Source organism: Microbacterium sp. WCS2018Hpa-9, assembly GCF_031843745.1.
Classification (GTDB): domain Bacteria; phylum Actinomycetota; class Actinomycetes; order Actinomycetales; family Microbacteriaceae; genus Microbacterium.
Genome location: NZ_JAVTIY010000002.1, coordinates 348,867 through 361,975, shown reverse-complemented (window position 1 = coordinate 361,975; position 13,109 = coordinate 348,867). Strand labels below are relative to the sequence as shown.

Sequence of the window (13,109 nt, the reverse complement as noted above, 5' to 3'; positions counted from 1 at the left end):
ACGATGGGAGGGAGCTCCATCGGGAACCCAGACCTCGTGGGTCACGGGAAGGACCTCGAGAGAGAAGCGGACGATCTTCGGATGCGCCTCGGTGAGGCGCCTCGCTTTCCGCCACAGCCCTCGAGACGGAGCCAGGTGATTGGTTGGCTCGCTCTCGTCGGAGCGGTGACCGCCATCGTCGCCGGTGTCGCTTTCTTGGGACCCCGCTAGTTGGGTAAGCAGTATTGAACGCTGACCATGACCCGACAACGCGGCAGGGAACCTAAGAACTCAAGACCGCTGCGTTGGTACTAGGGCGTGTCTGACAAAGGTTCGGGTGGCTGGCTGCGAGCCTGAAAGCATGTCTCGTTTTCGGATGCTTTCGGATGCTCAGTGGTCGCTGATCGAGCCGATGCTGCCACGTCCGACGGGGCGTCCGGGTCGGAAGTTCTCGGATGCGCGGACGATGGTCGAGGGCATCGTCTACCGGTACCGGACTGGCCTCGCATGGCGGGATCTGCCGCCGGTGTTCGGGCCGTGGCAGACGGTGTGGACGTGGCATCGGCGGATGGCGTTCGACGGGACGTGGGATCGGGTAGCGGCGATGATCACGGCAGCAGCAGACGCGGCGGGCCTGATTGATTGGTCGCTGTCGGTGGACTCCACGATTGCTCGTGCGCATCAGCACGCAACGAGCATCACCCGCCTCACAGGGGGCTGGATCGAGTTACAAGAATCTGCAGGTCGAGCCGCCTGATCACGGCATCGGCCGCTCCAGGGGTGGCCTGTCGACGAAGATCCATCAGCTCGTCGATGGCAATGGGCTGCCTCTGGTCACTCTGGTCACGCCAGGGCAGGCCGGGGACTCTCCGATGTTCCTGCCGCTGATGGGACATCTGCGGGTCGGGCGCGAAACGGGCCGGCCCCGCACCCGTCCGGACGCGGTGCGGGGCGAAAAAGCGTACTCATCCCGCGCGATCCGTTCTCACCTTCGAGGCCGAGGCATCAAAGCCGTGATTCCCGAGCCCGACGATCAGAAAGGACACCGCAAACGTCGCGGCTCACGCGGCGGCAGACCCGTCGGTCTCGACGCCGCCGACTACCGGAACCGGAACGTCATCGAGCGCGGCTACTGCCGCATCAAGCAATGGCGAGGCCTCGCCACCCGCTACGACAAACTCGCCGTTATCTACCGCGCCGCCGTCGTCCTCAACACCGTCATCGCATGGACCAAACCTTTGTCAGACACGCCCTAGCCCGAGTCGATGTCCGCATTTTGAGCCGGATCGCTGATTGACACGTACGTGTCAGCGGTGTGGGGCACGTGGTGATGGAGCGCTCCGGTGCGAAAGCCACTGCCATCATGTGATGTCGTAGACCATCGGGTCGAAATCCACGAACTCGGGGCAACTGCCGTCCTAGCCATGAGTTCCCCTTCCGTCTACTCATCCAGCAAACGCCGCCCATCCGACGGGCGACGGAGCACTCTCCCGCGCTGTAACCGACGTCAGCCCTCCGGCGAGGGGGATGTTGTGCTGTTGCGGATCTTCGCAGAGCAGGAGGTCGGCAGGTGCTGATGAGGGACGTACCGGCCGTCAGTCGAGGGCCGCGGTGATGACGTCGTGGAGCTCGGTGTCGAGCTTGAGGCTGTCGAATGCTGCGGCATATTCCCAGATGAGAGCGGCTGTGGCTCGGATGACATTCATCGGCTCGTTTCCTGGCGTGACGAGGCGAACACGTTGTCCTTCAGCCGCGACCACCGCGTTGGAGACGGTCGATGTCAGGAACTGGTCGTTGCGCGTGAGCCGGGTGGAGGGGTACGGCAGGGTGAGATCGCGCAGGTCGCGCAAGATGAAGTCGGGGCGTGCATCGGGGGGTGCAGCGAAGACATCGCGTGGCCGGCTGATGCCGGTGAGGACGAGAGCGCTACTCATCTCGGATCGTCTTGCGCCTCTGATGTCTGTGTCGATCCTGTCGCCGATGAACAGCCATCGGGAGCCGGGGAATCGCTCGCGGGCGGCGTCGAAGAGCGCCGTCTCGGGCTTTCCGGCAGCGAGAGGTTCGCGGTTGACGACAGCGCGGATGGCAGCGACGAGTGCTCCGTTGCCAGGCGCCAGTCCGCGCTCGAGCGGGAGGGCGGTGTCGAGGTTTGTGGCGACCCACGGGATCCCGGAGGCGAGAGCGTAAGTAGCTTCGGCCAGGTCAGTCCAGCTCACGTGTTGTGAGAAACCTTGGACGACCGCGTCGGGGTGCTCGTCCGCCGTGCGAACAAGTCGGTACCCCGCCCCTTCGAGCACCATCGTCAACCCCGGACCGCCGACGGCCAACAGCGGCGCCCCCGGCTCAACCACATTCGATAGGAGCAGCAGCGTCGCCTGAGGCGAGGTGACGACATCATCCGCGTCGGCGTGCAGTCCCATTGTCGTCAGCTGTTCGGCTACGTCCGCCGGCAGCCGGGAGGCGTTGTTCGTCAGGAACCCCACCGTCTTACTTTCTCGCGCCGAGTTCAGAGCGGTGATGGCATGCGGTATGGGTGCTGCGCCGCGGTACACGACTCCGTCGAGGTCGGAGAGAATAACGTCCGCACTATCGAGCGGTGTGGGGTGGGCATCTCTGGCCATGCTGTCTCCCAGTTCGATGGGCGGACCATCCAGTCCGATCTTCCATCTTACGTCGATTCGGTCTATCCTCAGATATACAAGCCTATACAGGTATAGATAGGAGACATGCATGTTGATTGGAATTGGCTGCGACCCGAACGCAACAACCCTCAAGGATGCCGTCGCTGATTACCTTCGCGAGCTCGGCCACGAGGTTCGCGATTTCGGCTCCGACGACCCCCTATATCCGAAGACGGCCATTGCGGTGGCGGAAAGCGTCGCGGCGAAGGAGGTCGAGCGTGGTGTCGTGATGTGTGGCACCGGCATCGGGGTCTCCATCTCGGCGAATAAGGTTCCCGGCGCATACTGCGCCCTGCTCACGGATGCGTACCAGGCCGAGCGTGCACAGCTAAGCAACGACGCCAACATGGTCGCTTTCGGAGCTCAGGTCACCGGCGTCGAGTCGGTCAAGCGACTCGTTCGCGAGTACCTGTCGGTGTCGTACGTGGAGAACGAGCGGAGTGCGCCGAAGCTCGTCGCTCTGTACGACTACGAAACCGAGAACACTCGCGTATGAATGCCATCCCGCTGCAGATCGAGGCGGAGCTCGCACGCCTCAACGTCCTGCGGATGGTGCGGGCAGGCGGTTCTGGCCACCTCGGCGGGGCGCTCTCGTGCATCGACATCGTGACCGCCTTGTATTTCGCGACCATGCGCGTCAACCCGCAAGCCGCGAAGGACCCGAATCGCGACCGGTTCCTGCTGTCCGCGGGCCACAAAGCAATGGCGCAGTACGCAGTTCTCGGGCGTCGCGGTTACTTCGAGGAGGCGCTGTTCGACACGTACGGCTCTGTCGGCAGCAAACTCGGCGGTCACCCCGACCTTCACAAGCTTCCGGGCATCGAAGCGAATACGGGTGCCCTGGGTCACGGGCTGTCGATTGCTGCAGGGATGGCACTGGGCCTCCGTGCCGCGAGCAACGGAGGACGGGTTTTCACCATCCTTGGGGACGGTGAGCTCCCCGAGGGGGCGAACTGGGAAGGGGCGTCGATTGCTGCGCACCACCGACTCGACAACCTCGTCGCTTTCGTCGATGTCAACGATCTGCAGATTTCCGGGCCGACCGCTGAAGTCATGAACATGGAGCCGATTGCCGACAAGTTCGCGGCGTTCGGGTGGAATACCGTCACCATCGACGGGAACGATATCGATGCCGTCCTCGACGCTGTCAGCGTTGCGGATGGCGAAAAGGGCCGGCCGACCGTTGTCGTTGCTCGCACGACGAAGGCGAAGGGCATCAGCTTCCTGGAGGGAACCCTTGCCTCGCACTACTGGAAGCCGACGGTCGAGGAGCTCGACCGAGCCGAACGTGAAGTGCACGCCCGCATCGACAACCTGCGCGAATGGAACGACCATGGCTGCTGAGACGCTTACTCTTATCGATCCGCGAAAGACCTTCGGGCAAGCAGTGACCGACCTCGCTGCGGACGATGACCGTGTCGTCGTCCTCTCCGCCGACAGCGGGCTGTCGTCGGGGTTCGGCTCATTCCGCGAGCGCTTCCCCGACCGCTACTATGAGTTCGGCATTCAGGAGCACGGAACGACGGGCGTCGCCGCAGGTCTCGCGTCGACCGGCAAGATCCCCGTCTTCGCGGCCATCGCAGCGTTTGTCACCAACCGGAACTACGAAGCATTCCGCAATGACATCGCGTACATGGGTCAGAACGTCAAGATCGTCGGTCGCAACGGAGGGATCACTTACTCCGACCTCGGGCCCACACACTACTCCCTCGAAGACTATGCAATCATCCGCATGCTTCCCGGTGTCGTCGTCCTCTCACCCCAGGACCCCGGAGAGATCCGGGAGGCAGCGAAGGCGATGATTGAGCACGACGGGCCCGTGTACATGCGCATCGGGGGCCCATCGATCCCCGATCTGTTCCCACAGGCACCGTTCACCATCGGGGAAGGGCGGATGATTCGGGAAGGGTCTCGCGCAACGGTCGTCACGACGGGGACCATCACCCCGGAGGTCGTGGTCGCGGTGCAACGGCTCGCGGACGACGGCATCGATGTGGACCTCATCGGGATGCCAACTGTCGAACCTGTTGACGCGGCGCTTATCCGCGCGTCCGCTCATCGCACCGGACGAGTCATCACTGTCGAGGAGCACTACACCCGCGGCGGTCTCTCCGCGGCCGTTGGCGAGGCTCTGGCATCCTCGGGAATTCCCGTGCACGCCATCGGGTTGCCGCATGAGCACATCGTCACCGGTACGTACTCAGGACTGCTTGCTCGATACGCGCTTGACGCCGCGGGACTGGACGAGCGCATTCGGCTGCTCGTCCGCTAGGTGTACTGCCCAGGCAGGTTGTTTGAGATCCGGCTGATGGGCGGGAGCTTCCCGATCGCAGTGTGGGGCCCGTGGTGATTGTAGAAGTGCAGCCAGGCGGGCAGGGCTGCGCGGCGGGCTGATTCGCTGTTGTAGTGCTTCACGTAGGCCCAACCGTCGGCCATAGTGCGATGGAATCGCTCGATCTTCCCGTTCGTCTGCGGACGGTAAGGACGTGTGCGCTTGGGTGTGATGGCGAGCTCGGCGCAGACGCGTCGCCAGGCGTGGGAGCGGTAGGCGGGGCCGTTGTCCGAGAGGACCCGTTCGACGCGGACGCCGCGGTCGGCGAACCAGGACACGGCCCGTTGCAGGACGCCGATCGCGGTCTCGGCGCGTTCGTCGTCGTGGATCTCGGCGTAAGCGACGCGGGAGTGGTCGTCGATGACGGTGTGGACGTAGGCGGTGCCGGTGACCATGTCGCCGGCGATGCCTCGCTTTCCGGTGCGCTTGGCCGTGACTGCTCGGTTGCGGTCGCCTTGGGACCGTCCGACGTAGCGCCAGCCGCCGCCGTCGGGGATGTTGCCGAGCTTCTTCACGTCGACATGGATCAGCGCGCCGGGCTTGTCGTGCTCGTACCGGCGGGCGGGTTCCCCGGTCTTCACATCGACATGCGAGAGCCGGTTCAGTCGACACCGTTTCAGCACCGCGTGGACGGTCGAGGCCGGCATCCCGACGCGGTCGGCGATCTGGACCGGCCCCAGGCGCTTGCGGATCCGCAGGTGCACGATCTTCTTCACACGGTGCGTCGGGGTCTTGTTCGGATGCGCATGCGGGCGCGAGGACCGGTCGGCCATCCCCGCTTCACCGAGCTCTACGTAGCGTCGCGCCCATTTCGCGGCGGTGGGCCAGGAGACACGGAAGTAGTCCGCCGCCGCGGCGACCGTCCACTCCTCGTCGACGATCTTCTGTGCAAGACGGAGCCTTTGGCGCGGGGTGAGCGCCGCGTTAGCGTGAGACACGAGAACCTCCTGGTTCAGAGCGGATGCGGTAGCAGCTCCACTCTGCCGGGAGGTTCTCGTCACATCAGGGAAGCCAGATCAAACAACCTCCCTGGGCAGTACAGCTAGGCGGACCCGCTGTGGTGGACCCCGAGTCATCCACCACGGCGGGTTCACTCACGCTTGTAATCGAACTTCAGCCGCACCGTATCGCCGCGGAAGACGATGGTCGAGTACTCAAAGGCCGTCCCTGCCGGGTTCGTGATGACATCCGTCAACAGCAGTGCCGGGTCGCCCTTGCGCAGCTCCAGCAGCTTGGCGTCGGTTCCTTCGACGGCGATGACTTCCAGATCTTCGGAGACGCTCTTCATCGACAGATTGAATTTGTCTTCGAGAACCACGCACAGCTGCTCGTTGACGACATCCAGCTGATCCAGTCCCGGCGCGAGGCTCGCTGGCACGAAGGAGCGGTGGACGCTCAGAGGCTTCCCGTCTACCGTCCGCAGTCGTATGATGGCGATGACCTCGGCGCCCGCCGGCAGATTCAGGTGCTCACGCACTCTCGTCGGCGCGGGAACGCGCTCCGTAGAAATCAACGTCGTCGCGATGTCGTACCCGAGCACTTCGAGCTGCTCACGGATTCCTTTGTATGCAGGAGAGACCGCGTTGATCTTTTGCGGGGCGACGAACGTGCCCTTGCCGGCAACGCGGATGAGCAGACCATCACCCGCCAGTTTGTTGAGCACACCACGAATCGTCATGCGGCTCAGGCTGTACTCCCGGTTCAGCTCGTTCTCCGACGGGATGCGCTGCTCGGGTGCCCACTCACCACTGGCGATCTTCGCGTGAAAGATGTCCTCGAGCTGCTGATAGATCGGTGTCGCTGAGTCGCGCTCAATCACGGCCGTCATCTTTATGCCTCCAAAACTTTCCACATGATCTTACCTAGTCCGTCTTGTATAGAGTTGTATAGCCATGTACTCTGGACCAAAAGGACCGGAACGAAAGATGTTCTGGCCGGAGCTCGCTGAGGCAGAGCCTGACACAAGGAAGTGAGATCGGACTATGGCCGTATCAACTCGTCGTCTCACGACGGGAGCGCGGAAGCACGGATACGCGGTTCCCGCTGTGAACGTCTTCGACGAGATCAGCATGCGCGCGGTCATCGCCGCAGCCGAGGAGAAGGACTCGCCTCTGATTGTCCAGATCTCGACAAAGACTGTTCGCACCTCGGGGACCGCTTTCATCACGAGCCTTTTCCAGGCGCTCACGCGGCACACATCCGTGCCGGTCGCGCTCCACTTGGATCACTGCCCGGACCGTTCTGTCCTCTCTGACGTCATTGCCGCCGGGTGGTCATCGGTTCTCTTCGATGCTTCTGACCGTGATCTTGCTGACGCAGAGCGTGAGACGACGGAAGTCGTCAAGGAGGCTCACGCAGCGGGCGTCGACGTCGAATCCGAGATCGAGAACATCCTCGGGGTCGAAGACGGAGTCGGCAGCGACGAAGCCCACCACGCGTATACCGTCGACCAGCTCGCAGCCATCGCGGAGCGCACCGGTGCTGACCTGCTCGCCCCGCAGTTGGGCACGAGCCACGGCCTGTTCACGTCCAAGCCGACCCTTCTCCCTGAGCGCGCCCGCGAACTCGCGCACCTCACGGACAAGGGAATTGTTCTTCACGGGGGAACCGGCCTTGAGCCGGCCGACTTCCGCGCCTTCATCGACAATGGCGTCTCCAAGATCAACATCTCCACAGCCGTCAAGCACGCGTACATGCAGGCATCGGCGGAGCATCTCGATTGGGCGCGCGCCAACAACCATTGGGATCCGCCGAAGTTGGTGACTGCCATCGGTGATGCTGTCACCAGCGTCATCGGTGACCACATCGAATGGTTCGGCTCCGATGGCACGGCAGCCAAGGCGAAGGCCGCCAAGCCGTGACTCGCGCCTTGATCTTCGACTGCGACGGAGTGCTCGCAGACACCGAGCGCGACGGTCATCTGCCTGCGTTCAACGACACCTTCGCGCATTTCGATCTTCCCGTGCGTTGGTCCGAAGAGGACTATGCCGAGAAGGTGCGAATTGGCGGCGGTAAGGAGCGTCTCGCCTCGCTTCTCACCAGCGACTTCGTTGCATCGGCGAACCTGCCCACCGATGAGGCTGCGCAGATCGACCTCGTCAAGCAGTGGCATCGGTTCAAGACTGACCGCTACACGGCGAAGGTTCGAGCCGGCGAGATGCCGGGGCGGCCCGGAATCGCCCGAATCGTTAATGCCGCCCATGACGCAGGATGGCTGCTCGCCGTCGCATCCACGTCCGCCGAAGAATCGGTGCGCGCTGTGCTGGAACATGCGGTCGGCGAGGACGCGGCCTCCTGGTTCCGTGTCTACGCAGGAGATGTCGTCCCAGCGAAGAAGCCGGCACCGGACATCTACCTGCTCGCTCTGCGGGACTTGAGAATCGACGCAACGGACGCCGTCGTCGTCGAGGACAGTCAGAACGGGCTACGCGCCGCGGCTGCGGCAGGGATCGCCACCGTCGTGACGGTGTCCAGTTATACCGCCGATGAGGACTTCACCGAGGCGGCACTGGTCGTTGACAGCCTGGGCGACCAGCCGCAGACGCCAGCACACTTCCTTTCCAACCCGCGCGGCGTCGAGGAGACCGGCCAGGTCACTCTCGACACCCTCACTGCCCTCACCATCCGATAACCGAAGCCGAGGAACATCATGAGCAGCACCTTCAGCCAGGCGGGCGTCGCCCGCGTCGAGAGCGTCATCAAGCTCATCGCACAGACGTGCGTCGACAACGAGAAGTACTTCAGCGACCTGGACGCCGTCGCCGGCGACGGTGACTTCGGATACTCGCTCGCTCGCGGGTTCGAGAACGTCATCGCCGAGTGGGATGAGTACGACCGGTCGGTTCTCAGCACCTTCATTCAGAAGGTCGCGACAACGATGTCCGGCCGCATCGGCGGTACGTCCGGCCCGATCTGGGGCACCGCGTTCCTGCGCGCTGCGATCTCCGTGAAGGACAAGAACGACATCACCCAGGCCGATGTGGTCGCGATGCTCCGCTCAGCCATCGAGGGCATCATGAAGCGAGGTGGCGCATCCCTGGGAGACAAGACGCTGCTCGACGCTCTGGTCCCGCTCACCGACGCCATCGAGGCGGACCTCGGTAAGGGTCTGGACGGCAAGGCCGTGGCTCAGCACGCCGCTGAGGCCGCGCGCGCCGCCGCCGAAGAGACCGCGAAGCTCGAGGCACACCGCGGCCGAGCGTCCTACGCAGGTGAGCGCAGCATTGGCTCCCCTGACCCCGGCGCCATCGCGATAGCGGTGCTCAGCGAGCGCGTCGCCGAGGCCTGGTAACGACTTACCCTCCCTCCATTACCCATCCGACACAAAGAAGTGAGAACACAATGAAGAAGTTCATCAACGACCCGAAGGCGTTCGTCCCGGAGATGCTGAAGGGCCTGGCCCTGGCGAACCCCGACACGCTCACGTACGACCCGAAGTACAACCTCATCGTCCGCGCCGATGCGCCCAACAACGACAAGGTCTCTATCATCCAGGGCTCCGGCTCCGGCCACGAGCCCGCACACGTGATGATTGTCGGCAAGGGCATGCTGGACGCCGCCTGCCCCGGTGACGTGTTCGCCGCCCCGCCCACCGATTTCGTCGTCGAGGCCGCACGCCGCGTCAAGAGCGACAAGGGTGTGCTGCTGCTGGTGAACAACTACACCGGCGACAAGATGGCATTCGAAATGGCAGAAGAGCTCGCTGCCGCAGAGGGCATCAAGGTGCGCACCCTCTTCATCGACGACGACGTCGCGGTGAAGGACTCGCTGTACACCATCGGTCGCCGCGGCGTCGCCGGCAACTTCTTCGTCATCAAGGCCGTCGGCGCTGCCGCTGAGGCCGGCAAGGACCTCGACGAGATCGTCCGGATCGGCGAGAAGGTCAACGCCGTCACCCGCACCATGGGCGTGGCGCTCACCGCCTGCACCCCGCCCGCCAAGGGCGAGCCGCTGTTCGAGATCGGCGACGACGAGATCGAAGTCGGCATCGGTATCCACGGTGAGCCCGGCCGTGCACGTCAGAAGTGGGTCCCGGCGAACGAGATCGTCGACCTGCTTCTGGAGCCCATCGTGAGCGACATCCCCTACAGCAGCGGCGATGACGTCGCGCTGATGGTGAACGGTCTCGGTGGCACCCCCATCAGTGAGCTGTACCTTCTGTACGGCATCGCACACGAGAAGCTCGCGGCCCAGGGAATCACCCCAACCCGTAGCTATGTCGGCGACTACTGCACCTCGCTGGACATGGCGGGCGCGTCCATCACGCTTGTCAAGCTTGACGACGAGATTCGCGAACTTCTCGAGGCTCCCGCGGAGATCCCGATCCGCACCTTCTGAGGAGCCCCCCGCTGTTCGGCGTAGGTCACGCTGCGCCGCACAGTCCCGTACCGAGCGCGCCCGGGTAGACCGCGATTGACCTTCCACCTTCTACCCGGGCGCCGCCCCCTCGCACCACCATCTGTGACCACGCGCACCCGAGCGCGTGGTTTGACCTGCGCGGACGCAGACGTCCGCGGAAAGGAAACACCATGGACCTCGGATTGATCTTCCTCTCCGAAACGGTCGGAACGGCCCTGCTACTTCTGCTGGGTTGCGGAGTCGTCGCCAACGTCTCCCTCATCAAGAGCAAGGGTCTCGGATCAGGATTCCTCGCGGTCAGCATCGGTTGGGGTCTCGCCGTCTTCGCTGGAGTCACGGCATCGTACTCCTCGGGCTCGCACCTCAACCCGGCCGTCAGCATCGCCCTGCTGATCCTCGGAAACATCACATTCGTGCAGTTCCTCGTCTACATTGCCGCTCAGCTCGTCGGTGCCATGCTCGGAGCGCTCCTGGTCTGGATCACATACCGGCGCCACTTCGACGAAGAGCCCGACCCCGCCACGAAGCTCGGCGTCTTCTCGACCGGTCCTGCCATCCGTGCCTACGGCTCCAACCTCGTCACGGAGGTCATCGGAACGTTCGTCCTCGTGTTCGGCATCCTCGCCTTCACCAATGGAGGCACCCCCGCGGAACTCGGCGCCCTGCCCGTCGCCTTCCTGGTCATCGCTATCGGTATCAGCCTCGGCGGCCCCACCGGTTACGCCATCAACCCCGCGCGCGACCTCGGGCCTCGCATCATTCACGCCATCCTCCCCATCAAGGGCAAGGGCACCTCCGACTGGGCGTACTCCTGGGTGCCCGTGGCCGGCCCGCTCATCGGAGGCGCGCTCGCCGCCGCGCTCTCCATCGCACTGCTTCCCGTCGCCTGACGGGAACTTTCAACCCCTCGGCCGGCCCATGTCTGTCAGGCCTTCATCGGGGCCGACCGAGGCTCCACCCCAGTCGTCGCTCACGCGACGCCTAACACCCGCAACACCTGACCTTCAATGAAGAGGAGACACCATGTCGAACCCCAAGATCCAGGACACCATCACCCTTGAGGACGCTCGCCGCGTCATCGATGCCGCCATCGCGCGCGCTGAGGAGATCGGACAGCCCCAGGACATCGCCGTCGTGGACGCCGGAGGCAACCTCAAGGCACACGTGCGGATGGATACTGCGAACATCGGCAGCATCCACATCGCCATCAACAAGGCGTACACGTCCATCGCTTTCCAGACCCAGACCAAGGACCTCACCGAGGCAACGCGCCCGACGGGCGACCTGTACGGACTCAACGACGCTCACGGTGGCCGTATCGTCGTGTTCCCCGGGGGCATTCCGCTGGTCCGCGACGGCGTCATCGTCGGAGCCATCGGAGTGTCCACCGGTAGCATCGAGGAAGACCAGACTGTGGCTGAGGCCGGAGCCGCCGCACTCTGACTTCGGACCGCACGAGCTGGCGCCGATCCCTGATGAGCGGTGTCCGATCTCACGAGAACCTCAACTCCACCCAGCCGTCAGCACAAGACGGCCAGCAACGCTAGTCAATCGGGGTAGCGACGGTCGCCTCCCACAGCTCGCCAGCCGGGAGTACGGCGTCTTCCAACGGTGCCGCCCGCACGCCCACGAACCCCGCGCCTGCATCGACACCGACTAGGGCGTGTCTGACATTGCCTTTGTCCAGGCGATGACGGCGTTGAGGACCACGGCAGCGCGGTAGATGACGGCGTGTTTGTCGAAGCGGGTGGCGAGGCCGCGCCATTGCTTGGTGTGGCAATAGCGGCGCTCGATCACATTGCGGTTCTTGTAGTCGGCGGCGTCAAGCCCGACCGGCCTGCCGCCGCGTGACCCGCGACGCTTGCGATGCCCCTTCTGATCGTCGGGTTCGGGGATCACCGCCTTGATCCCGCGAGAGCGGAGGTGCCCGCGGATCGCGCGTGATGAGTACGCCTTGTCACCGCGGACCGCGTCCGGACGAGTTCGCGGCCGGCCAACGTCCCGGTCAACGCGCAGCTGCGCCATGAGCGGCAGGAACATCGGGGAGTCGCCGGCCTGCCCCGGCGTGATCAGCGTGACCAGTGGCAGCCCGTTGCCGTCGACGAGTTGATGGATCTTCGTCGACAGCCCGCCGCGGGAGCGGCCGATGCCATGATCAGGCGGCTCGATCAGCAGATTCGTGTAGTTCGACCCAGCCCCCTGTGGTGCGAGTCGTGTTCGTCGCGTGCTGATGCGCGCGGGCGACGGTCGAGTCCACCGACAGCGACCAATCGATCAACCCCGCCGCGTCGGCCGCGGCGGTCAGCTTCGCCTGCACCTTGTCCCAGGTACCGGCGGCGGCCATCCGGTGATGCCACGTCCACACCGTCTGCCACGGCCCGAACACCTCGGGTAAGTCCCGCCACGCGATCCCGCACCGGTACCGGTAGATGATCGCCTCGACCATCAGCCTCGCGTCAGAGAACTTCCGCCCCGGCCGCCCGGTCGGACGCGGCAACATGTCCTCGATCAACGACCACTGAGCATCCGAGAGCAACCGAAACCTAGACACGCGTCGAGACTCTCAGCCTGAGCCGTCAACCTTTGTCAGACACGCCCTAGGTCAATCGGGAGAAGTCAACGTGAGATCACCCAGGCGCGAAGTGATTCAGGCCGCCCGCGCAGAGCCGCAGAAGCTGTAGTTTCCGGCCTCGACCCATGGCTGGTCGCCTGGTCGCCTGGGAGAAGCCATCCCACGCGTCGGCGGTCGCTCCCCTGCA

14 protein-coding genes are annotated in these 13,109 nt (G+C 64.3%); 10 read left to right on the top strand and 4 right to left on the bottom strand.

Annotated features, from left to right (window positions below):
• The first annotated feature begins 340 nt into the window (after positions 1–340).
• A protein-coding gene (locus tag RQG82_RS05520) for an IS5 family transposase (protein ID WP_156145918.1) occupies positions 341–1,235 on the top strand; the annotation gives its coding sequence in 2 pieces (ribosomal slippage) (positions 341–691 and positions 693–1,235; 894 coding nt in all).
• A gap of 339 nt (positions 1,236–1,574) precedes the next feature.
• On the opposite strand, the gene RQG82_RS05515 is transcribed toward RQG82_RS05520, so the two are convergent.
• Positions 1,575–2,753, bottom strand: coding sequence for an HAD-IIA family hydrolase (locus RQG82_RS05515; RefSeq protein ID WP_311258113.1), 1,179 nt, complete (start codon positions 2,751–2,753; stop codon positions 1,575–1,577).
• On the opposite strand from RQG82_RS05515, the gene RQG82_RS05510 reads away from it, so the two are divergent.
• From RQG82_RS05510 to RQG82_RS05500, 3 genes are read left to right on the top strand one after another with little or no spacing between them, the layout of a single operon-like run.
• Positions 2,710–3,156, top strand: coding sequence for an RpiB/LacA/LacB family sugar-phosphate isomerase (locus RQG82_RS05510; RefSeq protein ID WP_042540839.1), 447 nt, complete (start codon positions 2,710–2,712; stop codon positions 3,154–3,156). The two genes, RQG82_RS05515 and RQG82_RS05510, sit on opposite strands and share 44 nt — an antisense overlap.
• The gene (locus RQG82_RS05505) at positions 3,153–4,004 is read left to right on the top strand and encodes a transketolase (RefSeq protein WP_042540841.1); all 852 of its coding nucleotides are present in this window, start codon (positions 3,153–3,155) and stop codon (positions 4,002–4,004) included. Before RQG82_RS05510 ends, RQG82_RS05505 begins: the two co-directional genes overlap by 4 nt.
• Complete coding sequence (locus RQG82_RS05500; RefSeq protein ID WP_042540843.1) at positions 3,994–4,932, top strand: transketolase family protein; 939 nt, start codon at positions 3,994–3,996, stop codon at positions 4,930–4,932. The genes RQG82_RS05505 and RQG82_RS05500 overlap by 11 nt, the downstream gene beginning before the upstream one ends.
• Here the strand turns inward: RQG82_RS05500 and RQG82_RS05495 are convergent.
• Entirely contained in the window at positions 4,929–5,930 is a 1,002-nt protein-coding gene (locus tag RQG82_RS05495; protein WP_042540845.1) for an IS481 family transposase, read from the bottom strand. The genes RQG82_RS05500 and RQG82_RS05495 overlap by 4 nt on opposite strands.
• A 152-nt stretch (positions 5,931–6,082) precedes the next feature.
• Positions 6,083–6,820: a GntR family transcriptional regulator gene (locus RQG82_RS05490; RefSeq protein WP_042540847.1), complete on the bottom strand. Its 738-nt coding sequence runs from the start codon at positions 6,818–6,820 to the stop codon at positions 6,083–6,085.
• Between the two features lie 154 nt (positions 6,821–6,974).
• Here RQG82_RS05490 and RQG82_RS05485 point away from each other — a divergent pair, with 154 nt between their 5' ends.
• From RQG82_RS05485 to RQG82_RS05460, 6 genes are all read left to right on the top strand, one after another.
• A complete protein-coding gene (locus RQG82_RS05485) occupies positions 6,975–7,853 on the top strand; it encodes a class II fructose-bisphosphate aldolase (RefSeq protein ID WP_042540849.1) in 879 nt (292 codons plus the stop codon).
• Positions 7,850–8,623 carry an HAD-IA family hydrolase gene (locus tag RQG82_RS05480; protein ID WP_292679902.1) on the top strand — a complete coding sequence of 258 codons (774 nt, stop codon included), beginning with the start codon at positions 7,850–7,852 and terminating at the stop codon, positions 8,621–8,623. The genes RQG82_RS05485 and RQG82_RS05480 overlap by 4 nt, the downstream gene beginning before the upstream one ends.
• A gap of 18 nt (positions 8,624–8,641) precedes the next feature.
• Entirely contained in the window at positions 8,642–9,283 is a 642-nt protein-coding gene (gene dhaL / locus RQG82_RS05475) for a dihydroxyacetone kinase subunit DhaL (protein WP_042540853.1), read from the top strand.
• Between the two features lie 50 nt (positions 9,284–9,333).
• Positions 9,334–10,329, top strand: coding sequence for a dihydroxyacetone kinase subunit DhaK (gene dhaK / locus RQG82_RS05470; RefSeq protein WP_042540855.1), 996 nt, complete (start codon positions 9,334–9,336; stop codon positions 10,327–10,329).
• Between the two features lie 191 nt (positions 10,330–10,520).
• A complete protein-coding gene (locus RQG82_RS05465) occupies positions 10,521–11,240 on the top strand; it encodes an MIP/aquaporin family protein (RefSeq protein ID WP_042540857.1) in 720 nt (239 codons plus the stop codon).
• Between the two features lie 133 nt (positions 11,241–11,373).
• Positions 11,374–11,793 carry a heme-binding protein gene (locus tag RQG82_RS05460; RefSeq protein ID WP_042540859.1) on the top strand — a complete coding sequence of 140 codons (420 nt, stop codon included), beginning with the start codon at positions 11,374–11,376 and terminating at the stop codon, positions 11,791–11,793.
• Between the two features lie 213 nt (positions 11,794–12,006).
• On the opposite strand, the gene RQG82_RS05455 is transcribed toward RQG82_RS05460, so the two are convergent.
• Positions 12,007–12,901, bottom strand: a protein-coding gene (locus RQG82_RS05455) for an IS5 family transposase (RefSeq protein ID WP_156145919.1) whose coding sequence is annotated in 2 segments (ribosomal slippage) — positions 12,007–12,549 and positions 12,551–12,901 — 894 coding nt in all. Because the reading frame shifts where the segments join, the coding sequence is not laid out codon by codon here.
• Positions 12,902–13,109: the final 208 nt, after the last annotated feature.